This window comes from Streptomyces sp. BL1, assembly GCF_057628045.1.
The window spans coordinates 1637120-1660637 of the sequence record NZ_JBXYWZ010000002.1 but is presented as its reverse complement, the minus strand read 5'-3'; the positions used below and the strand labels follow the sequence as shown (position 1 = coordinate 1660637).

Below are 23518 nucleotides of genomic sequence, written 5' to 3'. Positions count from 1 at the left end.
CCGCAGGTCCGTGGGGGCGCGTTGACGAAGCATGCAGAGGAGTGCATACTTATACCCATCAGCGTATGGACTCCCAGGGGAACCTCCGGAATGTCCTCCACGACCGCGGCCACGAGGGAACAGGCACAGTGAGCGACCAGACAGGTGCTGCAGTGAGCGACAAGAGCGGCCAGGACGTACGGCTGTGGGGCGGGCGGTTCGCCGACGGCCCCTCGGAGGCCCTGGAGAAGCTGTCCGCTTCCGTCCACTTCGACTGGCGGCTCGCCCCGTACGACATCGCCGGCTCCCGCGCGCACGCCCGCGTGCTGCACAAGGCCGGGCTGCTCACCGAGGACGAGCTGCAGCGCATGATCGAGGGGCTGGACCGGCTCGAAGCGGACGTGGCCTCCGGCGAGTTCACCGGCACCGTCGCGGACGAGGACGTGCACACCGCGCTGGAGCGCGGGCTGCTGGAGCGGCTCGGCCAGGACCTCGGCGGCAAGCTGCGGGCGGGACGGTCCCGCAACGACCAGGTGGCCACGCTCTTCCGGATGTACCTGCGGGACCACGCGCGCATCCTCGGCGGTCTGCTGGCCGAGCTCCAGGACGCGCTGGCCGGCCTGGCCGAGGCGCACCCGGACGTCGCCATGCCGGGGCGTACGCACCTCCAGCACGCCCAGCCCGTGCTGTTCGCGCACCACGTCCTCGCGCACGCCCAGGCCCTGGGCCGGGACGCCGAGCGGCTGCGGCAGTGGGACGAGCGCACGGCGGTCTCCCCGTACGGCTCGGGCGCGCTGGCCGGCTCCTCGCTCGGTCTGGACCCGGAGGCGGTCGCGGCGGAGCTGGGCTTCGAGCACGGCAGCGCGGCCAACTCCATCGACGGCACGGCCTCCCGGGACTTCGTCGCCGAATTCGCCTTCATCACCGCGATGATCGGCGTCGACCTCTCGAAGATCGCCGAGGAGGTCATCATCTGGAACACGAAGGAGTTCTCCTTCGTGACCCTGCACGACGCCTTCTCCACCGGCAGCTCGATCATGCCGCAGAAGAAGAACCCGGACATCGCCGAGCTGGCGCGCGGCAAGTCCGGCCGCCTGATCGGCAATCTGACCGGACTCATGGCCACGCTCAAGGCCCTGCCGCTGGCGTACAACCGGGACCTCCAGGAGGACAAGGAGCCGGTCTTCGACTCCTGCGACCAACTGGAGACCCTGCTCCCGGCGTTCACCGGCATGATGGCCACGCTGACCGTCAACCGGGAGCGGATGGAGGAGCTGGCGCCCGCCGGTTTCTCCCTCGCCACGGACATCGCCGAGTGGCTCGTGCGGCAGGGCGTGCCGTTCCGCGTCGCGCACGAGGTCGCGGGGGAGTGCGTCCAGGTGTGCGAGCGCGAGGGCATCGAGCTGGACCAGCTCACGGACGAGCAGTTCGCCCAGATCTCGCCGCATCTCACCCCCGACGTGCGGACGGTGCTGAACGTCCCCGGCGCGCTCGCCTCCCGCAACGGCCGCGGCGGCACGGCCCCGTCCGCGGTCGCGGCCCAACTGGCCGAGGTCCGCGCGGGATTGAAGACCCAACACGAGTGGGCCACCGCGAAGCGGTAACCGCGTACGCCTGAACCGCCCGGCCCGCGATCCCAGGATCGCGGGCCGGGCGGTTCGTGTGCGGCTGCCTCCCGGTCCGCCGCCGCGATCGTTGCGCATGCCATCCGTTTTTCCGGGCAGGGTGCACCGTTGCATCGCTGAACACCGGGAGATCAACACAATGAAAAAGGCATCGGCCGCCGCCGCGGCTCTCGCTCTGCTCGCCACCGGCGCCGTCGCGGGCGCCACCGTCACGGGCCTCGCCGGCAGCCCCGCGTCCGCCGAGAAGAAGCCGAAGCCCGTCGTGCAGAACGACTTCGACCCGCTCGGCCCGCCGGTGCACTCCCTCAAGAGGGACGGCCGCACCGTGCACTACAGCGACACCGGCGAGAAGAACGCCAAGCCGGTCCTGTTCATGGGCGGCACCGGCACGACGGCCCGGGCCTCCGGCATGACCGAGTATCTGCGGACGACCCGTCAGAACCTCGGCGTGCGGCTGATCTCCGTCGAGCGGAACGGCTTCGGCGACACCGAGTACGACGGCAAGCTGGGCTTTCACGACTACAGCCGCGACGTCGAGGCCGTCATGGACAGGCTCGGCGTCGACCGGGCCCCCGTGATCGCCATCTCGGGCGGCGGCCCGTACGCCTCGCACTTCGCCGCCGACCGCCCCGGGAAGGTCTCCGCGCTGCACCTCGCCGCCGCGCTCCCGCCGTACGGGCCCACCGACCCGTCGTTCTGCGGCAAGCCGGAGGACGAGCAGCGCAAGGAGGTCGGCGAGCAGATCCGCGACCCGCGCAAGTGGTGGGCCTTCGACAAGAGCAGCCCCGTCAACGGCATACCCGGATTCCGCGACAACGCCGAGGAGGACGGCGCCCGTTCGTACTACCAGCGCGGTCAGAAGGGCGACCCCTCGGCGCAGGTGCACGAGCAGCGGCTGTACTGCGAACGGCCGGGCCCGGACCTGAAGTCCTTCGACAAGCCCGTGTACGTCTACACCGGCACGAAGGACACCACCGTTCCGCCGGCCACCCAGGCACTGTGGAACAAGGCCTTCGCGCACAAGCCCGAGGTGCGGAAGTACACCGACACCGGACACGACGTGCAGTACCGGCACTGGGACCAGATCCTGCTGGACCTCTCCGGTTACGCCGACCGGTCCGCGGTGTGCGCCGGCGGCAGCACCCGGGTGCTGCCCGAGAAGAAGGCCGCGGAACTCGTCGACCGCGGCGCCACCCAGGGCAGTTGCGCCTTCGCGGGGAAGTGAGAAGGGCCCGCCTCCCGTCCGCGCACGGGCGCGGACGGGAGGCGGCAGCCTCAGGGGCGCGGGGAACTGCGGAAACCACAAGCAAACCGCACCCGCCATCGCCGACCCGGGGCACACGGCACGGCGCACATGGCGCACCCGCTCCGCGCGGACCTCACTGAGACGTCCCTGTCTCACCTGAGCTAGCCTCGTGCCATGGACCGGGACGTCATACTCGCGCGCGCAGCCGATCTGCTGACCAAGAAGCCCACCGCTTCGATGGACGAGATCGCCAAGGCGTCCGGCATCAGCCGTGCCACGCTGCACCGCCAGTTCGCGGGCCGCGAGGCCCTCGTCCGGGCCCTGGAGGAGCTGGGACTGCGGCTGCTCACCGGTGTACTCGACGCCGCGCGTGTGGAGGAGGGCCCGGCCGACGACGCCGTACGGCGGCTGATCGCCGAGGCCCGGCCCGTCGCCGACTTCCTCGCCTTCCTGCTGACGGAGAACCAGCTCTTCGAGCCCGGCGTCGTCAACGAGGGCTGGCAGCGCATCGACGACCGGATCAGCGCGCTCTTCCAACGCGGCCAGGAACAGGGCGTGTTCCGCATCGACCTGACCGCCGCCTGGCTGACCGAGGCGCTGTACGGGCTGATCGGCGCCGCCGCGTGGGCCGTGCAGGACGGCCGGGTCGCCGGCCGGGACGCCACCAGAATGGCCACGGAACTGCTGCTCGGCGGCGCGCTCCGGCAGGACGGCGCCGCCGCCGGCTCTGACCGCGACGGCGACCGTGACGCCGGCCGTGAGCGCGAGCGGGACGCCGGCCTCGACGGGGACCGGGGCGGCGCGCGATGAGCACTCGCACCACCCCGCCCGCCCCCGCACACCCCGCGGGGGCCCGGGCCCGCTGGCTCGCCCTCGCCGTCCTCGTCCTCGCCGTCCTGCTCGTGGGCGTGGACGCCACCGTCCTCGGCCTCGCCACACCGTTCCTGAGCGAGGACCTGAAGCCGTCCAGCACCGAACTGCTGTGGATCGGCGACATCTACTCGTTCGTCATCGCCGGACTGCTCGTCTCCATGGGCAGCCTCGGCGACCGCATCGGCCGCAAGAAGCTGCTGCTCACGGGGTCCGTGGCGTTCGGGCTGGTGTCCGCGCTGACGGCGTACGCGGGAAGCCCCGGCACGATGATCCTGTGGCGGGCGCTCCTCGGCGTCGCGGGCGCCACCCTGATGCCCTCCACCCTCGCGCTGATCCGCAACATCTTCCCCGACCCGCGCGAACGCAGCCTCGCCGTCGGCATATGGGGCGCCATGGCCTCGGCCGGCGCCGCCGTCGGACCCGTCGTGGGCGGCTTCCTGCTGGAGCACTTCTGGTGGGGCAGCGTCTTCCTGATCAACCTGCCGGTGATGGCCGTCCTCGTCCTCGTCGGCGCCAAGCTGCTGCCCGAGTCCCGCAATCCGGACCCCGGCCCGTGGGACCTGCCGAGCGTCGGCCTCTCCATGGTCGGCATCGTCGCCGTCGTCTACGCGGTGAAGGAACTCGCGGCGTACGGGCCGCGCTGGGACATCGCCGCCGCCGCGGTCGTGGGCCTCGCCGCGCTGTTCGCCTTCGTACGGCGGCAACTGCGGCTCGCGTACCCGCTGCTGGACATGCGGCTGTTCCGGCACGCCGGGTTCACCGGCGCGGTCATCGCCGACCTGCTGACCATCCTGGGGCTGTCCGGGCTGGTCTTCTTCCTGTCGCAGTTCCTGCAGATGGTGCAGGGCAGGACGCCGCTCCAGGCCGGCCTCGCCGAACTGCCCGCCGCGCTGGGCGCGGTGACGGCCGGTCTGCTGGCGGGCCGGGCGGCCCGGCGGTTCTCCGTACGCAGCGCGGTGTCCGGCGGGCTCGGCGCGGTCGGCATCGCGCTGGCCGCCTGCGTCGGGCTCCAGGCGTCGACGGGGTACTGGCTGCTGGGCCCCGTACTGCTCGTCGTCGGCATCGGCGCGGGGCTGTCGTTCACGGTGACGGCGGACGTCATCCTCTCCAGCGTCCCCAAGGAGCAGGCGGGCGCGGCCTCCGCGGTTTCGGAGACGGCGTACGAACTGGGCGCGGCCCTCGGCATCGCGCTGCTCGGCTCCGTGGTGACGGGCTTCTACCGGGAGTTCACCGTTCCGCCGGGAGTGCCCGACAGCGCGGCCGCCGCGGCGCACGACTCGATCGGCGGCGCGGTGGAGACCGCGGCGCACCTCCCGCACGAGGTGGGACAGCGGCTGCTGACGGTCGCTCAGAACGCCTTCACCGACGGCCTGCAGGTCGCCGCGGGCGTCGGCGCGACGATCCTCCTGGCAGCGGCAGCCGCCGCGTGGCACCTCCTCCGAGGCCAGGAACTCGGCGAGACCCCGGAGGAGTAGGGGACGGAGCCCCTGACCGCCGCACCCCCGGGGAGGGCCCCGCCCCGCTATCCACAGGAGGGGCTCCGCCCCCCTCCCCGCCGCGACGGCGATCAGCCACCGCGCAACGGGCCGGCGGTGACAGCGTCACAGCACCCCGCCCTCTTTCCCGCCGCGACGGCGAGCAACCACTGTGGGACGGCTCGGCGGTGACAGCGCATCGGCACCGGGTGGATCGCCCGCAGGTGCCGCGCTCTCACCGCCGGTCCGCCCCGCGCTGGTCGCGCGCCGCTGCGGCGGGAAGGAAGCCGGCACCCGGCCGGGTGGTGTGGTGCGCAAGCGCCCCGCGCATCAAGAAAGCCCGCACCTTGCGGTGCGGGCTTTCTCTCGCGGCGGGGCGGCCGCCAGGCTGCGGCGACTACGCCGCCTTCGCCTTCGTGGCGTAGATGTCGACGTACTCCTGGCCCGAGAGCCGCATCACGTCGCTCATGACCTCGTCCGTCACCGCGCGCAGGACGTAGCGGTCGCGGTCCATGCCCTCGTAGCGCGAGAAGTCCAGCGGCTCGCCGAAGCGGACCCCGATGCGATGGCCGGGACGGAAGCGGGGCAGGCCCTTGCCGCCCGGCTGCACCTCGTCCGTGCCGATCATGGCGAACGGCACCACGGGCGCGCCGGTCATCAGCGCGAGCCGGGCGATGCCCGTACGGCCCCGGTAGAGGCGCCCGTCGGGGGAGCGCGTGCCCTCCGGGTAGATGCCGAAGATGTTGCCCTCGTCGAGGATCCGGCGACCGGTCGTGATCGCCGCGACGCCGCCGCGTCCGCCGTCCCGGTCCACCGGGATCATGCCGACGCCGGTGAAGAACCAGGCCATGAGCCGGCCCTTCAGTCCCTTGCCGGTGACGTACTCGTCCTTGCCGATGAAGTACACCTGACGGTCGGTCACCAGCGGCAGGACCATCGAGTCGATGAACGTCAGATGGTTACCGGCCAGGATGACGGGCCCCGAGCCGGGGATGCGCTCGGCTCCTTCGACCTTCGGGCGCAACAGCACACGCAGGAGCGGGCCGAGCAGTGCCTTGATCAGCAGGAAACGGGACAACGGGTCCTCCGGTCGGTGAACGGTCGAGCGCGCAGAGCACGCAGATGAGGACGATACTCGCCGCTACCGGCGGGTCGCACACCGGGTTCATCGTCCCGATACGCAGGTTTGACGTGCGTTACATCCGCCTTGCGTCGGATGCCGGTTCACCGCACGGCCGTTCGAGTGTCGACAACGGCGTGGACATGCACGCGGGTACGTTGCCCCGGGTTCCCCCTGAGTTCGGTGCGATGTCTCCCGGCGGCCCGTCGAACGCGCCTACGATGCGAGTCCTCCGGGCGGAGTTGACCATGGTCCGTTCCTGCCCGGGGCATCCATGCGAATCGACGGGACCGAGGAGTGCTCATGGGAGAAAAGCGGCATCCGGGCCGGAGAACCCTGCTCGGAGCGGCGGCACTGGGCGCGGGCGTGGCACTGGGCGGCACCGCCGCCGGTTCCGCGCAGGCGGCGGACTCGCGAGGACGGGGGAGCGGCGCCGGCGGCGGACTGCCCGTGCCGGCCGTCATCGCACACCGCGGCGCCAGCGGCTACCGCCCCGAGCACACCTTCGGCTCGTACCAACTCGCTCTGGACATGGGCGCGGACATCATCGAACAGGATCTGGTGCCGACGAAGGACGGCCATCTCGTCTGCCGGCACGAGAACGACATCACCGCGACGAGCGACGTCGCCGACCACCCCGAGTTCGCGTCCCGCAAGACCACCAAGAAGGTGGACGGCAAGGACCTCACGGGCTGGTTCACCGAGGACTTCACCCTCGCCGAGCTGAAGACGCTGCGCGCCAAGGAGCGGATCCCCAAGCAGCGGCAGCGCAACACCATCTACGACGGCCGCTGGGACATCCCCACCTTCGAAGAGGTGCTGCGCTGGGCGGAGCGGGAGGGCCGCAAGCGCGGCCGGAAGGTCTGGCTGTACGTCGAGACCAAGCACCCCACGTACTTCCGCAAGGCCGGGCTCGAACTGGAGCCGAAGCTCGCCGCGCTGCTGCGCCGGCACGGCCTGCACCGCCGCAACTCCCCTGTGTTCCTCCAGTCGTTCGAGCCCAGCAGCATCCAGCGGCTCGGCAAGTTGGTGGACACCCCCGGCGTCGTCCTGCTGGACGCGCTGACCAGCCGCCCGTGGGACTTCACCGAGTCCGGCGACCCCCGTACGGTCAAGGATCTGGTCACGCCCGAGGGGCTGCGCTGGATCGCCGGGTTCGCCGCGGGCATCGGGCCGGTGCTCGACGTGATCATCCCGCGGAAGTCCGACGGCACCCTCGGGGAGCCGAGCAACGTGGTCCGCGACGCGCACGCCGCGAAGCTCCTCGTGCACCCGTACACGCTGCGCAACGAGAACAGCTTCCTGCCCGCCGACCACCGCACCGGAAGCGACCCCAACGCCTTCGGCGACGTGTTCGGCGCGCTGAAGAAGTACCTGGCCACGGGCATCGACGGACTGTTCTCCGACATGCCCGACTCGGCGCTGCTCGCGGCCGAGGCCTTCCGCGACAGCTGAGCCGCGCCTCCTCGCGTACGACGGCGGAGTCACCCGTGAGCGTGGCCCCGCCGCCGTACGGCAACCGGACCGCAGTACCCCGGCGTCGCGCCGGACATGACGGACACTCACCGCCTCGCGGCCCTGCCGTACGGGGACCGGCCGCCGCTCCCCGTACGGCTGCGGGCGCTGCTCGCCGCCGAGTGCGCGGCCGAAGCGGCGGCGGCCGGCACCGACGAACTCGACCTCCAGCAAGGCGTGTGGCTGCGCTGGTTCGAACGGCTGCGTACGCACGGGGTCCCCGCGGACCCCGCCGCCTGGCTGCGGTCCGCCGTACGGGCGGAGGCGTGGCCGGCGGAGCCGGACCCGCTGCCCGCCGTCACGGCGGGACCCGACCCGGACCCGGCTTCTGTGGTGGAGGCCCGGCTGGTCGCCGCCGAACGGCGCCGCCTTCTGACCGCCGCCATCGGACGGCTGCCGGGCCGCTGTCCGGGCCTGCTGGGCAGCCTGCTCTCGCTGCGCGACCCCACCTACCCGGAAGTGGCCCGCGAGTTGGGAATATCACAGGGCAGCGTGGGGCCCGTACGTTCCCGATGCCTGGGATGCCTGCGCAGAATGCTGACGGCGGAGGTTGCTTCAGCTGAACTCGGGGGAATGGTGCGATAAGCAATCGGCGTCATCAGGGCAGACAGTCCGCGGCGGGACACCCTCTCGACCACCCCCGCCGCCGGGCGCACACGAAGTGGGAGGCATGCGCGCATGGGCATGAGCGTGACCATCTCAGCGGCGGACGAGCAGGACGCCGAGCAGATTCTCAAACTGCAGTACCTGTGTTTCCAGAACGAAGCGCGGGAGTACGGCGACTACGCCATCGAACCGCTGACCCAGACCCTCGACGCGCTGCGGGCCGAACTGTCCGCCGGCTGCGTGCTCGTGGCCCGGCTGGGCGATGAGGTGGTCGGCTCGGTGCGGGCCTCGGTCGACGCCGAGGGCACGGCACGGATCGGGCGGCTCTGCGTACACCCGCGGCTCCAGGGACACGGGCTCGGCGGCCGGCTGCTCGGCGCCATAGAGCAGTGCGCCGCGCAGGAGAAGTCCGCGAAGCGGTTCCGGCTGTCCATCGGGAACCACAGCGAGAGCAACCTGCGGCTCTACCGCAAGTACGGATACGCACCCGTCGGCACGGAGAAGGACCGCCAGGTCACGCTGGTGGCCATGGGCAAAGACTCAGCAGAATACGCAACAAGCGCCTGACAAGGTGTGGGCAGCTGGTCCGCCCAGGGGGCGGAACGGGTGGGCACACCGGACCGCACCAGCAAGGTCTGTCCCCCAAGCACCCAACTCCGGCCCACGGCCGGAAAGGTGTCGGGGGGTCAGACCCCCGGGGCCCCCGGCCGGGGAGGGTGTCGGGGCTCAGGCCGTGTCGCGGCGCGGCCGCCGCAGCCACAGCAGCCCGGTAACGGGCAGAATCACCGGAATGAACAGATAGCCCATCCCGTAGTCGGACCACACCGTCGAGTCCGGAAAGGCCGAGGGCTCGACCAACGTCCACGTGCCCACGGCCAGTACGCCGATCAGCTCCACCCCGCAGCACACCAGCGCCGCCTTGCGGGCCCGTTCGCCGCCCTTGACCAGGGAGACCGTGATGAACACGTACACCACGGCGGCCACGGCGGACAGCATGTAGGACAGCGGCGCCCGGTCGTACTCCGTCGTCAGCTGAACGAGGGACCGCGACGCGGCGCCCACCGCGACGATGCCGTAGAGCGTCACCAGCAGCTTCCCGGGTCCGGAGCTGATCCGGCCCGGTCCGGCCTGCTGCCGGGCGGCCCTCTTCGCGGCGTACCGCTCCGCCCTGCCCGAGGTCTCAGCCACCTGCTCCGCCTCCCCAGATGTCGTACAGCCGCACCTGCAGCACCGCCAGCACCACCGCTCCCGCGACGACCGTCAGCGAGCCCCACTTGGTCCGCTCCGTCAGCGAGACGAGCCCGACGACAGGGACGCACGCCAGCGAGCCCAGCAGATACGCCACGAAGATCACGGTGCCCTCGTCGGCCTGCTCGCCCCGGACCAACTGGACGATCCCGACCACGAGCTGCACCAGCGCCAGCACCGACACCACGGCCATGCCGATGAAGTGCCAGTCCTTGGTGGGCTGATCGCGATACGCCGCCCAGCCGCACCATGCGGCCAGCGCGAGAGCCGCCACGGCGACGGCGACCGTCAGGGGGGTGAGCATGGAACGAGTCTAGAAGGGCCCCTCACAGGCCGGACGTCCACCCCGGCCGCGCATCCCGGAGCGCCCACACTCTCGACGGCATGCGGCTGACCTCGGGGGCAACCCCGAACCCCCGGCCGGCCTGACGGCCCCACCCCGTACCCTCGACAGGTATGAAAATCTCGGCCGACGCGCTGCTGTTCGACAACGACGGGACCCTCATCTCCTCCCTGGGTTCCGTGGACCGCTGCTGGGCCCGCTGGGCGGAGGAGTACGGCATTCCCGCCGAGGAGTTCGCGAAGGTCGAGCTGCACGGGCGGACGGCTGTCGACATCATCCGTGACGTGCTGCCCGCCGAGCAGGTGCCCGCCGCGCTCGCCCGCATCGAGCAGCTGGAGGTCGAGGACGTGCCGAACGGCGGCGTCGTCCCGCTGCCCGGCACCACCGAACTGCTCCGCTCGCTGCCCGAGGGCAGCTGGGCCGTGGTCACCTCCGCCACCCGCGTCCTCGCCGAGGCGCGGCTGCGCCACATCGGCATCGAGGCGCCGCTCGTCATCGCCGCCGACGACATCACGCGCGGCAAGCCCGACCCCGAGCCGTTCCTGCTCGCCGCGCGGAAGCTCGGCGCCGACCCGGCGCGCTGCGTCGTGTTCGAGGACGCTCCGGCCGGGCTCGAAGCCGGCCGCGCGGCCGGAATGTGGACAGTGGCGTTGGCCACGACGCACACTGCGGACGAGCTGCGCGCGGACACCGTCGTGGACGACCTCTCCGGAGTGTCTTCGCAGGTCACGCCGGATGGACTGGAGATTTCCGCGGGGGAGTGACCCCCGCGCGCAGTACCGCGCCGAAGGCCCCGGTGTCCGCATGCTGGACGATGTGGGCGCCGGGCTTTCGGGGATCGCGGCGGCTGTCTGTTTTACTGATCGGCATGCACCGAAAGAGCGACCGCACCCCGGCGACCCAGGCGATGACCTCGCCCGCAGGTTGCCGCTGTCTGTGCGCCTCGTGCATGCCCGCATGCCGTACGCGGCGAATGTGTGCCCGCTGAGGGCCCCTGCCCGAGCAGCCGTGGCCGGCTCGCGCCCCGAAGCGAGCCCGGAGCCCGCGCTCACCCCTGACGCAGACGACTGACGTACGTGCGCCCCGGCGCCCGTGAGCAGACCTGTGTCTCCAGCTTTCCGCCCCCGCGCGGTGCCGTACGTGTGCGCCGTGCGCCAAATGTCCCCACAGTGACGGAAACCCAGTGATCCTGTGATTACGACAACGGACCTCACCAAGGTCTACCGCACCCGAGACCGGGAGATCACCGCCCTCGACGGCGTGAATCTGCACGTCCGCGAGGGCGAGGTGTTCGGCGTCGTCGGCCAGAGCGGCGCCGGCAAATCCTCCCTCATCCGCTGCGTGAACCTGCTGGAGCGGCCCACCTCCGGCACGGTCACCGTGGACGGCCAGGACCTCACCGCGCTCGCCGGCGACAGCAAGCGCGCCGGAGCCGAACTGCGCGCCGCGCGCAGCCGTATCGGCATGGTCTTCCAGCACTTCAACCTGCTGTCCTCGCGCACCGTGCAGGCCAACGTGGAGCTGCCGCTGGAGATCCTCGGACACTCCGGCAAGGAGCGCTCCCGCAAGGCGCTGGAGCTGCTGGACCTGGTCGGCCTCGCCGACAAGGCCCGCTCCCACCCGGCGCAGCTGTCCGGCGGCCAGAAGCAGCGCGTCGGCATCGCCCGCGCACTCGCAGGCGACCCGAAGGTGCTGCTCTCCGACGAGGCCACCTCGGCGCTCGACCCGGAGACCACCCGCTCCGTGCTCGACCTGCTCAAGGACCTCAACCGTGAACTCGGCCTGACCGTACTGCTGATCACGCACGAGATGGACGTGGTCAAGGCCGTCTGCGACTCGGCCGCGCTGATGAAGTCCGGCCGGGTCGTCGAGTCGGGCACGGTGTCCGAACTGCTCGCCACCCCCGGCTCCGAGCTCGCCCGCGAGCTGTTCCCGCTGACCGGCGCCGACGCGGGAAGCGACCGTACGGTCGTCGACGTCACGTTCCACGGCGAGAACACCAGCGAACCGGTGATCTCGCAGCTGGCCCGTACGTACAACGTCGATGTGTCGATCCTCGGCGCCGCCATGGACACCGTCGGCGGCAAGCAGGTCGGCCGGATGCGCATCCAACTGCCGGGCGGATACGACGACAACGTCGTGCCCATCGGCTATCTGCGCGAGCAGGGCCTGACCGTCGACGTCGCGGGCACCGCGCCGGAGAAGAGCGCGCCGGAGAACGAGGACGAGTCCGGCGAGGCCGCGGCGTCCGAGCTGGTGAAGGAGACCGCCAAGTGAACTGGTCCGGGATACAGCCCCTGCTGACCAACGGGACCCTGGAAACCCTCTACATGGTCGGCCTCTCCAGCATCGTCGCCGTGCTCGGCGGTCTGCCGCTGGGCCTGGTGCTGGTGCTCACCGACCGCGGCGGGCTGCTCCAGAACGCCGCCGTGAACAAAGCCGTCGGCGCCGTCGTGAACATCGGCCGCTCACTGCCGTTCGTCGTGCTGATGATCGCGCTGATTCCGTTCACCAAGCTGCTCGTCGGCAGCTTCATCGGCTCCACGGCCGCCGTGGTGCCGCTCTCGATCGGCGCGATCCCGTTCTTCGCGCGGCTCGTGGAGACCGCCGTGCGCGAGGTCGACCCCGGCCTGGTCGAGGCCGTACAGGCGATGGGCGGCAACGTACGGACCGTGGTCCGCAAGGTGCTGCTGCCGCAGTCGCTGCCCTCGCTGGTCGCCGGCCTGACCACCACCGTCATCGTGCTGATCGGCTACTCCGCGATGGCCGGCATCGTGAACGGCGGCGGACTCGGCCAGGTCGCGCTGAACCACGGCTACCAGCGGTTCGAGACCAACGTCATGATCGCGACCGTGGTGCTGCTGATCGTGCTCGTCACGCTCGTACAGCTGCTGGGCGACGCCGTCGTACGTGCCCTCACCCGCCGGGACCGCTCCTCCGCGGCAGCCGGGCGCCTCGCCCGGCTCGGCCCCAAGCGCACCGTCGCACTCGGCGCCGTCGTCCTGGTGCCGATCGGGCTGCTCGGCTACGGGCTCGGCTCCCAGGAGGACGACAAGAAGCTGACCGTCGCCGCCTCGCCGGTGCCGCACGCCGAGATCCTCGAATACGTCCGCGACCACCTGGCCAAGAAGGCCGGACTGGAACTGGACGTCCAGGAGTACTCCGACTTCGTGGTGCCCAACAACGCCACCGAGTCCGGCGAGGTCGACGCGAACTTCTTCCAGCACAAGCCCTACCTCGACGACTTCAACAAGAAGAACGGCACGCACATCAGGCCGGTCGCCAACGTCGAACTGGAGCCGCTGGCGCTCTACTCGAAGAAGATCAAGAGCGTCAAGGAGCTCAAGGCGGGCCAGACCGTCGCCGTGCCCAACGACTCGGTCAACGAGGGGCGCGCCCTCCAACTGCTCGACCGCAGCGGCCTGATCGAGCTGAAGAAGGGCGCGGGCCAGGGCGCCTCGCTCGGTGACATCGCCGACAAGAAGGGCCTCAAGTTCGAGGAGATCGAGGCGCCTTCGGTGCCGCGTTCGCTCTCCGACGTCGACGCGGCCGTCATCAACGGCAACTTCGCGCTGGAGGCCGACCTCAGCCCGAACAAGGACGCCCTCGCCGTGGAGAAGGAGAAGGACAACGCCTTCACCAACTTCCTCGCCGTCAAGGACGGGAACCAGGACGACCCGCGGGTGAAGAAGCTCGCGAAGCTCCTGCAGTCCGACGAGGTGAAGAAGTTCATCGAGAAGAAGTACGACGGCGGAATCGTCCCCTCCTTCGGCCCCGTCAAGGGCTGAACCGGAACCGCCCCCGCCCGGCCCGGAACCCCGCACCGGGGCCGGTCCGGGCGCCCCGGGCGGAACGGAGGACGCGGGTCAGGCAACCGTGTCGACAAGTCGCTTCAGAGCGCCGGGAACCCCTCACGAAGGGGGCCCGGCGCTTCGCGTACCGGACGGAATGCTGCATGCTGTGCACTGCTGCAGCAGTGCTGAAGTACCCCCCTCAGGCCCCCGAACCCCGTACGGAGCGGCGCATGACTTCCTCCTTCCCGGACATCACGATCAGCACCGACCGGCTCGTGCTGCGCCCGTTCGAGGAGGCGGACATCCCCTCGCTCACCGAGATGATGGCCGACGACATGGTCACCGCGTGGACGTCCGTGCCCCACCCCTACACCCAGGACGAGGCACAGGAGTTCGTCCTCCGCCGCGCGCCCGCCGCACGCACCACGGGCGACGGAATCGTCCTCGCCGTCCACGAGTTCCTCACCCAGCGGCTCGTCGGCGTCGTCCAACTCGCCCGCACCGACTGGCGGATCCTCGGTACCGAGATCTCGTACGTCACCGCGCCCTGGGCGCGCGGCGAGGGCTACGCCACCGAGTTCGTGCTGGCCATGGCCCAATGGCTGTTCCAGGACCAGAAGTTCGAACGCATCGAGATGCGCACGGCCGCCGACAACACCGCGGCCCAGCAGGTCACCCAGCGGCTCGGCTGCATCAGCGAGGGCGTCCTGCGCAACGCCTGGATAGCGCGTACGCGCACCGAGGACGGCGGTTGGGTCGACATCCGCACCGACCTGATCGTGTGGAGCCTGCTCCCCGAGGACCTGGACGGCGTCTCGGAACAACTGGCGGAGGCAGGCGGCTACGCCCCGTACCCGGACTGGAACTGAGCGCACCTCGTCGCGGGGGACCCGGGGAACGGGGGTACTCTCGGTGAGCCCCCGACCAGCGATGTGCCCTGGAGAGATCCCCCGATGGCCGACCGTGTCACCGTGATCGGATGGGACGGCTCGCCGCTGACCGACGCCGCCCGTTCCGCCCTCGACGCGGCCACCCTCGTCGCCGGTGCCGGTCACCACCTCGCCCTTCCCGGCGTGCCCGAGCACGCCGAGCGCGTCCGCCTCGGCAGCGTCGCGCTCGCCGCGCGCCGCATCGCCCGGCACCGCGGCACCGCCGTGGTACTGGCCGACGGGGACCCCGGCTTCTTCGGCGTCGTCCGCACCCTGCGCGCCCCGGAGTACGGACTGGAGGTCGAGGTCGTCCCCGCCGTCTCGTCCGTCGCCGCCGCCTTCGCCCGCGCCGGCATGCCCTGGGACGACGCGCAGATCGTCACCGCCAACTCCCGTACGCTGCGCCGCGCCGTCAACGTCTGCCGGGCGCACACCAAGGTCGCCGTCCTCACCTCGCCCGGCGCGGGCCCCGCCGAACTCGCGCTGCTGCTCGGCCCCGTACACCGCACCTTCGTCATCTGCGAGGCGCTGGGCACGGACCGCGAGGAGACCACCGTCATCACCTCCGACAAGGTCGTCGACCACACCTGGCGCGACCCCAACGTGGTGATCGTCGCGGGCGGCGGAGGCCCCGGCGTACGGACGGCCGAGCGGAACCCCGCCGGCCGGGAGACCGGCTGGATCGCAGGACAGGAGTCCGCCTACCCGCGCGAACCGCGCGGCTGGGCACTGCCCGCCGCGGCGTACGCACTGCCGGGCGAGACCCCTGAGGAGACCGCACCGGGCGGTACATCCGGGACGAAGGCCAGCGAATCGACCACCCTGCGCGCCGCCCAACTCGCCCGCCTCGGACCGCGCGTGGGCGACCTGGTCTGGGACATCGGCGCGGGCAGCGGGGCGCTCTCGGTGGAGGCGGCCCGCTTCGGCGCCGCCGTCATCGCCGTCGACCGCGACCTCGACGCCTGCGCCCGCGCGGGCGCGGCGGCCCGGCGCTTCGGCGTCCAGCTGCAGACGGTGCACGGTGAGGCCCCGCAGGTCCTGGAGGACCTGCCGGAACCGGACGTGGTGCGGATCGGCGGCGGGGGAACGGTCACCGTCGAGGCGGTCGCCGACCGCAGGCCCGGCCGGATCGTCACCCACGCGGCCACCCGCGACGAGGCGGAGACCCTCGGACGGCGGCTCGCCGACGGCGGTTACGCCGTCGAGTGCGCGCTGCTCCAGACCGTCGAGTTGGACACCGGGGACAACTCGGGGGACTGGGTGGAAAGTGAACGCTCCGTTGTTTTCCTGCTCTCCGGTGTCCGGATCTGAATCTCTGCCATCCGCGTGTGATCCGCTGCGTGACGAACCCCGACGAACTGCGGTTTGTCGCCCACCCGTGGCCTGTACGGCACTCGATGACGGGTAGGCTGATGGATCGTTGTGCCGCTGTTCGGGGTTGACGGATCGTCCGTCATTGACCGTCATTGTCCGGACGGTGAAGGCGGAAATACGTGCCGCACCGGGCGCCTGCTCGTTCTTCAACTACGGGGGCGCGGTGGGCAGCCGCCGGGTTGGCAGGAGCACGAGCGATGGGCGAGGTACGCATGACTGACACCGGCCAGATCCCGGGTGAGGGACAGCCGGAGTACGCAGGCGCGCAGCCGGAGGGCCACGGTCAGCCGGGCGTTCCGGACCCCGGCACCGACACCTTCGCCGAGCCCGTCGAGGGCGACGACGACGAACTCCTGATGCCCGGCGCGCACGGCGCGTGGGGCGATCTGCCGCAGACCGCGCCCCCGTCTCCCGCCCAGACCCCGGCCGCCCAGAACCGGGCCGCCCAGTCTCCGGCCGACCGGCCCGCCGCGTACGGGGGGCCGATGCCGCAGCAGGGACAGCAGCCGCAGACCCCCGGCACCCACGAGACGAACGGCCGCGACTCCGGCTCCTTCGACTACGGCGCGGTCCGTGACGGCCGGCCCGCCGGCCCCTCCGAGAACGGATCCGGGCACACGCCGCGCCGCCCCCTGCACTTGGGCCCGCCCGTCCCCGAAACCTCCGGCGCCGTACGCCCCCTCTCCGACCGCGGCGCGGTGTCCGGACCCGCCCAGGCCCCGGCCCCCGCGGCGCCCGCGCCCCCGCCGAGCGGCGGCCCCGAATACCTCGACGCCGACCCCGGACAGCCGGACGACGAGGCCCTTCCCGGCCCGCGGCTCGGCGAACTCCCGCCCCAGCGCGAGGAGTGGAACGGGCAGACGCAGCAGTTCACCCCCGCAGAAACGGTCGCCCAGCCGGGCCCGCTCCCCACCGAACAGCCCGCGTCCGCCCCGCTGCCGGGCGAGCAGCCCGCGCACGCGGGCGTGAACGTGTCGGTGACGGCCCAGGGTTCGCCGCAGGCCCCGGCCACGGCCGACGGCGCGGCCGGCGTGTCCGTTCCGGCCCAGGCTCCCGAAGCCTCCGCCGCACCTTCCGCCCCCTCCGCTCCGGCGGAGACCGCGAGTTCACCGGGCGGGCCCGTGCCCGCGGACGGTACGGCCGCTCCGGGGACGGCAGATGACGGCACACCTGCCGCTGACCCGCACCCCGAGAAACCCGCGCCCCAACCGGCCACCGATGTGAACGGCGCGGTGAACGAGGACGGTTCGCCCCAGGATGCCTCCGGCGTCGAGGACGCGGCCCAGCCTGCGGCCGGCGCCGAGAGCGCCGACGCGACGGCCGGACAGCCCGTGGCGGACGCCAACGGAGCTGCCGCTGACGCCGGTTCGGAGCAGAACGCCGGTGCGGCGGAGGCCGTGACGGTTGACGGCCTGCCTGCCGAAGGCGAGGCGCAGCCCGAGACGGATGCCGAGGGAACGGCCGACGACGCGGGTACGGGCCAGGCCACGGCGGCCGCGGCCGGTGACGGCGCTGCGGAGCAGCCCACGCAGGAAACCGGCGAGCCCGGCGTACAGCCCGGAGCGGATGCTGCCGGTGGCCAGCCGGACGGGCCCGCCGCCGCGGACGGCCAGGCCGCAGCGCAGACAGAGGACACCTCGGACGCCGAGGCCGTGAGCGGGCCCGGGGCCCGTACGCAGGACGGCGACGCGGCCACGGACGCCAACGCCGCCGCGGGCGAGCAGGCCGGCGAGGCCGACGGCAGCACCACCGGTACGGAGCAGTCGGCCGCCGCGGCCGACGACACCTCGGGCGGCGACTCCACAGAACAGACTGCCCAGGCCACGGACGCGGCGGCGAACGACACCGGAACGGCAACGGACACGGTCCCGGCCGACAACACCGGCACCCAGGCAGAGGCCGCCACGGCGGAGCCCAACGCCCCGGCGGACGCGCCCGGTTCAGCGCCCGAGGGGGCCACGGAAGCCGACTCCGCCACGGAGTCCGGTACCGACGCCGAAGCCGGCGCCGACGAGAAGGGCGCCTCGGACGCTGAGGCCGCACCCGACGCGGAAGCCGGTGCCGAGACAGAGTTCGCTTCTGGTGGCGGAGCCACACCCGACACGGAGCCCGGCGTCAACGCCGAGGCCGGCGCCGGCAACGAGGACGCCTCGGGCGCCGAGTCCGCATCCGGCGCGGATGCCGGTACCGAAGCAGGGACCGCCGCCGCAGACAGCGGAGCCGCCTCCACCACGGAAACCGCTGCCGAGGCAGGGGCCACCGCAGGGGAGGCCGAGACTGCCGCACAGGCGGAGGCGGACGCGTCCGGTTCACCGTCCGACGTGACCACGAAGTCCGGCACCGACGCCGAAGCCGGCCCCGAGGGCGAGGCCGCCCCGGACGCCGGGGCCGCAAACGGCGCGGTAGCAGCCTCCGATGCAGCGGCCGTCACGAGCGAGACCGAGACCGCCGCAGAGGCGGAGTCCAACGCCCCGGCGGGCGCGGCCGGTTCACGGTCCGACGAGGCCACGGAGCCCGGCCCGGAGACCGAGGCCGCCTCCACCGCGGAGTCCGGCACCGGCGGCGGGGCCGCTACAGACGAGGGCGAGTCCGCCGCCGCAGCGGCGGAGACCAACGCCCCGGCAGGCGCGCCCGGTTCACCGCCCGAGGGGACCACGGAGCACGGCCCGGACGCCGAGGCCGTCTCCGCACAGGCGGAGGTCAACGGCCCGGCGGAGGCGTCCGGTTCACAGCCGAAGGAGACTGCCGAGTCCGGTACCGACGCCGAAGGCCGCGCCGACGACGAGGGCGCCTCGGGCGCTGAGGCCGTACCCGACGTGGAAGGTGGCCCCGAGGCAGAGGCAGGGGCCACCGCAACGGAGGCCGAGACCGCCCCCGCAGAGGCGATGGACCCGAACGCGCCCGCAGACGGGACCGGTTCACCAGCCGAGAAGGCCACCGACGCCACCCCCGCCACGGAGTCCGGCACCCACGCCGAGGCCGAGACCGCCCAGTCGGCGGCCGACGCCCCGGCGGATGCGCCCGGTTCACGGTCCGACGGGGCCACGGAGTCCGGCACCGACGCCGAGGGCGAACCCGGCACGGAAGCCGGCACCGAGGCAGGGGCCGCAGCAGACGAGGCTGAACCCGCAGCCGCCCAGGCCGCGGAGTCCAACACCCCGGCGGACGCGTCCGGTTCACCGTCCGCCGAGGCCACCGAGTCCGGCGCCAACGCGGAGGCCGGCACAGGCAACAAGATCGCCCCGGGCACCGAGGCCGGCTCCGAAGGTGAGGCCACCCCGGACGCTGGGCCCGGCACCGGCAGCGGGGCCGCTACAGGCGAGGCCGAGACCGCCACAGCAGAGGCGGAGGCCAACGCCCCCGCGGCCGCCACCGGTTCACCGTCCCAGAAGGCCACCGAAACGGCCTCCGAAGCCGAAGCCGCAACCGGCACCGAGGCAGGCGCCACCACAACGGAGGCCGAAACCGCCGCCGCACAGGCGGAGCCCAACACCCCGACGGACGCCACCGCTTCACGGCCCGACGGGGCCAAGGAGCCCGCCCCGCACACCGAAGCCACCCCCGCGGCCGAAGCCGCACAACGCAGCGAAGCCGCACAGCGCAGCGAACCCGCACAGAGCGGCGAACCCGCACAGCGCAGCGAACCCGCACAGCGCAGCGAACCGCACACCGATGCCGTGCCCCACACCGAAGCCGGCCCCCACGAGGGGGCCCGTGCCGGGGCCGTCATCGCGCAAGAGGAGAACGCCGCCACCGACGGTGCCTCCGAGACCGACGCGTCCGCTCCCACCACGGAGCCGGATCAGGAGGCAGGAGCCGTGTCGCACATCGACGACGCCCCCGTACACGCGCCCGAGGGCGCCGAACCCCCCTCGCCGGAGGGCGTTCCCGGCGTACCGATAGTCGAGGACGGCCCGGCCGGTGAAGCCGTGCCGTCCCCCGACGGCGAGGCCGCCGCGCCCGCCGCCGCCACCCCCGGCGAAGCCGGAAACGCGGAAGCCGTGAACGCCGACCCCGCCCCGGCGCACTCCGACCCCGCCCCGGCGTACGACGAGGCCGAGCGCGAGGCCGTGCACCGGCTCATGCGCGAGCGCCGCGACATCCGCAACGGGTTCCGGAACGACCCCATCCCGCACGAGGTGCTGCTCCGCGTCCTGGAGGCCGCGCACACCGCGCCCAGCGTGGGTCACTCGCAGCCCTGGGACTTCGTGGTCATCCGTTCCGAGGAGACCCGCCGCAGCATGCACGAGCTGGCGACGCGCCAGCGCGAGGCGTACGCGCAGTCCCTCCCGAAGGCGCGCGCCAAGCAGTTCAAGGAACTGAAGATCGAGGCGATCCTCGACACCCCGGTCAACATCGTGGTGACCGCCGACCCGACCCGCGGCGGCCGGCACACCCTCGGCCGGCACACGCAGCCGCAGATGGCGCCGTACTCCTCCGCGCTCGCCGTGGAGAACCTGTGGCTCGCCGCCCGCGCCGAGGGCCTCGGCGTCGGCTGGGTCAGCTTCTTCGACGAGCGCGAAATGGTCCGCTCGCTCGACCTGCCCGAGCACCTCGAAGTCGTGGCGTACCTGTGTGTCGGCTACGTCGACGAGTTCCCGCCCGAGCCCGAACTCGCCCAGGCGGGCTGGTCGAAGCGCCGCCCGCTGTCGTGGGTGGTGCACGAGGAGTCGTACGGCCGCCGTGTGCTGCCCGGCGACGAGGAGCCGAACGACCTGCTCGCGGCCACTGTGGACGCCATCCGTCCGCTGGACGCCAAGGCGCTCGGCGAGGCGTGGGAGCGGCAGAAGCGGATGACCAAGCCGTCCGGCGCCCTCGGCATGCTGGAGATCATCTCCGCGCAGCTGTGCGGTCTGTCCCGGCAGTGCCCGCCGCCCGTCCCGGAGCCCGCGGCCGTCGCCGTGTTCGCCGGGGACCACGGCGTGCACGCCCAGGGCGTCACCCCGTGGCCGCAGGAGGTCACGGGCCAGATGGTCGCCAACTTCCTGGGCGGCGGCGCCGTCTGCAACGCCTTCGCCAATCAGGTCGGCGCCGAGGTCTGCGTCGTCGACGTCGGCGTCGCGTCCGAACTCCCCGCCACCCCCGGCCTGCTGCCCCGCAAGGTGCGGGCCGGCACCGCCGACATGACGCAGGGCCCCGCGCTCACCCGCGAGGAGGTGCAGCGCGCCATCGAGGTCGGCATCGAGACCGCCCGCGACCTCGTCACGGCGGGCAACAAGGCGCTGCTCACCGGTGAGATGGGGATCGCCAACACCACCGCGTCCGCCGCGCTGATCTCCGCCTGCACCGGCACCGACCCGGCCGAGGTCACCGGCCGCGGCACGGGCATCAACGACGAGACGCACTCCCGCAAGGTCGAGGTCGTGCGCCGCGCGCTCGACCTCCACAAGCCGGACCCGGCCGACGCGATCGGTCTGCTCTCGGCCGTCGGCGGCCTCGAACACGCCGCGCTGGTCGGCCTGATCCTCGGCGGCGCCTCCCTGCGTACGCCGGTGATCCTGGACGGCGTCAGCGCCGGCGCCGCAGCGCTGGTCGCCCGCGCGCTGGCGCCCGAGGCGCTCGCCGCGTGCATCGCGGGCCACCGCAGCGCCGAGCCCGGGCACGTCGCCGCGCTCACCAAGCTGGGCCTGCGCCCGCTCGTCGACCTCGACCTGCGGCTCGGTGAGGGCACCGGCGCGCTGCTGGCGCTGCCGATGGTGCAGAGCGCGGCGCGCGCGATGCACGAGGTCGCCACGTTCGACGCGGCAGGCGTCACCGAAAAGGGCTGACCGCCTCCCGGAGAGCCGCATTCCCGAGAGAACCGGCCGCCGCGCCCCGGCCGGCACCGCACACGGAGACCGGTACGCAAGAGCGCAGACCGGTACACGAGAGTGCACACCGGTACGCAAGAGCGCAGACCGGCACGGAACAGCGCAGACGGGCACGGAACGGGAGCCACAGCCCCCGTTCCGTGCCGTCGTCCGTACCTGCCGTGAACCGCCCGTGAACTGCCTGCCGTGATCTCCGAAACAGCACCGAGGACACCCGCGCTCTAGAGTGTCTGCCGGTACCCCGCCGAATCGTTCACGCCGCTCCACCGCCGCAGCGGCCCCCGTACGCAAGGAGCCGCACGCCCGATGTCCGACACGCCCACGCCCCGGACCGACATCCCCGCCTACCCCGTCGGGCTCCGGCTCCTCGGCCGCCGCGTCGTCGTGATCGGCGGTGGCACGGTCGCCCAGCGCCGGCTGCCGGCGCTGATCGCTTCGGGCGCGGACGTCACGCTCATCGCCCCCGAGGTCACCCCCGCGGTCGAGGCCATGGCCGACGGCGGCGAACTGACCTGGGAGCGCCGGGTGTACGCCGACGGCGACCTCGACGCCGCCTGGTACGCCCTGGTCGCCACCGACGACCACGCCACCAACGAGGCCGTCTCCGCCGAGGCCGAGACCCGCCGCGTGTGGTGCGTACGCAGCGACGACGCCGACGAGGCGACCGCCTGGACGCCGGCCACGGGACGCAGCGAGGGCGTCACCGTCGCCGTCCTCACCGAGGGCGAGCACGGCCGCGACCCGCGCCGCGCCGCCGCGCTCCGCGACGCCGTGGTCGAGCAGCTGCGCGACGGCACGCTCAACGCGCCCCACCAGCGCACCCGTACGGGAGGCGTGGCCCTCGTCGGCGGCGGCCCCGGCGACCCCGACCTGATCACCGTGCGCGGCCGCAGGATGCTCGCCGAGGCCGATGTGGTCATCGCCGACCGGCTCGGCCCGCGCGAACTCCTGAACGAGCTCCCGCCGCACGTCGAGATCATCGACGCCGCGAAGATCCCGTACGGCCGCGCGATGGCCCAGGAGAAGATCAACGACGCGCTGATCGAGCACGCCAAGGCGGGCCGGAACGTCGTACGTCTCAAGGGCGGCGACCCGTACGTCTTCGGCCGCGGCATGGAAGAGGCCCAGCAGCTCGCCGAGCAGGGCATCCCCGTCACCGTCGTACCCGGCATCACCAGCGCGATCAGCGTCCCGGCCACCGTCGGCATCCCCGTCACGCACCGGGGCGTCGCGCACGAGTTCACCGTGCTGTCCGGGCACGTCGCCCCCGACGACGAGCGCTCCCTCGTCGACTGGCCGGCGCTGGCCCGGCTCACCGGAACTCTCGTACTCCTCATGGCAGTCGAGAACATCGGGGCCATCGCCGACACCCTCGTACAGCACGGCCGGCCGGCGGACACGCCCGTCGCGATCGTGCAGGAGGGCACGATGGCCACCGAACGCCGCGTCGACGCGACGCTCGGCACGGTACGGGAGCGGGCCGCGGCCGAGGGCGTCCGGCCGCCCGCCGTCATCGTCATCGGCGACGTGGTGTCGGTCGGCGTCCCGACTCCCGGGACGCACCAGTAGCGACTCCCGGTA

General features: G+C 72.6%; 16 protein-coding genes and 2 pseudogenes. 15 read left to right on the top strand and 3 right to left on the bottom strand.

What is annotated here, in order from left to right; all coding sequences use genetic code 11:
* The first annotated feature begins 152 nt into the window (after nucleotides 1-152).
* From argH to AC3AGO_RS07510, 4 genes and pseudogenes are all read left to right on the top strand, one after another.
* Nucleotides 153-1583, top strand: a complete 1431-nt coding sequence (gene argH / locus AC3AGO_RS07525; protein ID WP_487819345.1) for an argininosuccinate lyase — start codon at nucleotides 153-155, stop codon at nucleotides 1581-1583.
* Nucleotides 1584-1743: 160 nt separating this feature from the next.
* Nucleotides 1744-2829 (top strand): alpha/beta fold hydrolase, encoded by a 1086-nt coding sequence (locus AC3AGO_RS07520; RefSeq protein ID WP_487819344.1) that lies wholly within the window; start codon nucleotides 1744-1746, stop codon nucleotides 2827-2829.
* 195 nt (nucleotides 2830-3024) lie between these two features.
* Nucleotides 3025-3558, top strand: a pseudogene (locus tag AC3AGO_RS07515) (TetR/AcrR family transcriptional regulator); the annotation flags it as partial.
* Between the two features lie 98 nt (nucleotides 3559-3656).
* Complete coding sequence (locus AC3AGO_RS07510) at nucleotides 3657-5198, top strand: MFS transporter (protein ID WP_487819343.1); 1542 nt, start codon at nucleotides 3657-3659, stop codon at nucleotides 5196-5198.
* Nucleotides 5199-5595: 397 nt separating this feature from the next.
* On the opposite strand, the gene AC3AGO_RS07505 is transcribed toward AC3AGO_RS07510, so the two are convergent.
* Nucleotides 5596-6276: a lysophospholipid acyltransferase family protein gene (locus AC3AGO_RS07505; protein ID WP_487819342.1), complete on the bottom strand. Its 681-nt coding sequence runs from the start codon at nucleotides 6274-6276 to the stop codon at nucleotides 5596-5598.
* A 345-nt stretch (nucleotides 6277-6621) separates the two neighbouring features.
* On the opposite strand from AC3AGO_RS07505, the gene AC3AGO_RS07500 reads away from it, so the two are divergent.
* From AC3AGO_RS07500 to AC3AGO_RS07490, 3 genes are all read left to right on the top strand, one after another.
* Nucleotides 6622-7773, top strand: coding sequence for a glycerophosphodiester phosphodiesterase (locus tag AC3AGO_RS07500; RefSeq protein WP_487819341.1), 1152 nt, complete (start codon nucleotides 6622-6624; stop codon nucleotides 7771-7773).
* 96 nt (nucleotides 7774-7869) lie between these two features.
* Entirely contained in the window at nucleotides 7870-8418 is a 549-nt protein-coding gene (locus tag AC3AGO_RS07495; protein ID WP_487819340.1) for an RNA polymerase sigma factor, read from the top strand.
* A gap of 93 nt (nucleotides 8419-8511) precedes the next feature.
* Nucleotides 8512-9006, top strand: a complete 495-nt coding sequence (locus tag AC3AGO_RS07490; RefSeq protein WP_487819339.1) for a GNAT family N-acetyltransferase — start codon at nucleotides 8512-8514, stop codon at nucleotides 9004-9006.
* Nucleotides 9007-9165: 159 nt separating this feature from the next.
* Here AC3AGO_RS07490 and AC3AGO_RS07485 read toward each other — a convergent pair whose 3' ends face one another.
* On the bottom strand, nucleotides 9166-9627 hold the full coding sequence (locus AC3AGO_RS07485) for a hypothetical protein (protein ID WP_487819338.1): 462 nt from the start codon (nucleotides 9625-9627) through the stop codon (nucleotides 9166-9168).
* Nucleotides 9620-9991: a hypothetical protein gene (locus AC3AGO_RS07480; protein WP_487819337.1), complete on the bottom strand. Its 372-nt coding sequence runs from the start codon at nucleotides 9989-9991 to the stop codon at nucleotides 9620-9622. The genes AC3AGO_RS07485 and AC3AGO_RS07480 overlap by 8 nt, the downstream gene beginning before the upstream one ends.
* A 152-nt stretch (nucleotides 9992-10143) precedes the next feature.
* On the opposite strand from AC3AGO_RS07480, the gene AC3AGO_RS07475 reads away from it, so the two are divergent.
* From AC3AGO_RS07475 to cobA, 8 genes and pseudogenes are all read left to right on the top strand, one after another.
* Nucleotides 10144-10794 carry an HAD family hydrolase gene (locus AC3AGO_RS07475; protein WP_487819336.1) on the top strand — a complete coding sequence of 217 codons (651 nt, stop codon included), beginning with the start codon at nucleotides 10144-10146 and terminating at the stop codon, nucleotides 10792-10794.
* A gap of 427 nt (nucleotides 10795-11221) precedes the next feature.
* Nucleotides 11222-12307, top strand: a complete 1086-nt coding sequence (locus tag AC3AGO_RS07470; protein WP_487819335.1) for a methionine ABC transporter ATP-binding protein — start codon at nucleotides 11222-11224, stop codon at nucleotides 12305-12307.
* Nucleotides 12304-12972 (top strand): annotated as a pseudogene (locus tag AC3AGO_RS07465) (methionine ABC transporter permease); the annotation flags it as partial. The gene AC3AGO_RS07470 and the pseudogene AC3AGO_RS07465, both read left to right, overlap by 4 nt.
* Nucleotides 12973-13032: 60 nt before the next feature.
* Nucleotides 13033-13818 carry a MetQ/NlpA family ABC transporter substrate-binding protein gene (locus AC3AGO_RS07460; RefSeq protein ID WP_487824566.1) on the top strand — a complete coding sequence of 262 codons (786 nt, stop codon included), beginning with the start codon at nucleotides 13033-13035 and terminating at the stop codon, nucleotides 13816-13818.
* Nucleotides 13819-14054: 236 nt separating this feature from the next.
* Complete coding sequence (locus AC3AGO_RS07455) at nucleotides 14055-14693, top strand: GNAT family N-acetyltransferase (protein WP_487819334.1); 639 nt, start codon at nucleotides 14055-14057, stop codon at nucleotides 14691-14693.
* An 84-nt stretch (nucleotides 14694-14777) separates the two neighbouring features.
* On the top strand, nucleotides 14778-16064 hold the full coding sequence (gene cbiE, locus AC3AGO_RS07450; protein WP_487819333.1) for a precorrin-6y C5,15-methyltransferase (decarboxylating) subunit CbiE: 1287 nt from the start codon (nucleotides 14778-14780) through the stop codon (nucleotides 16062-16064).
* Between the two features lie 275 nt (nucleotides 16065-16339).
* Entirely contained in the window at nucleotides 16340-21895 is a 5556-nt protein-coding gene (gene cobT / locus AC3AGO_RS07445; protein WP_487819332.1) for a nicotinate-nucleotide--dimethylbenzimidazole phosphoribosyltransferase, read from the top strand.
* 348 nt (nucleotides 21896-22243) lie between these two features.
* Nucleotides 22244-23506: a uroporphyrinogen-III C-methyltransferase gene (cobA, locus tag AC3AGO_RS07440; RefSeq protein ID WP_487819331.1), complete on the top strand. Its 1263-nt coding sequence runs from the start codon at nucleotides 22244-22246 to the stop codon at nucleotides 23504-23506.
* Nucleotides 23507-23518 lie beyond the last annotated feature (12 nt).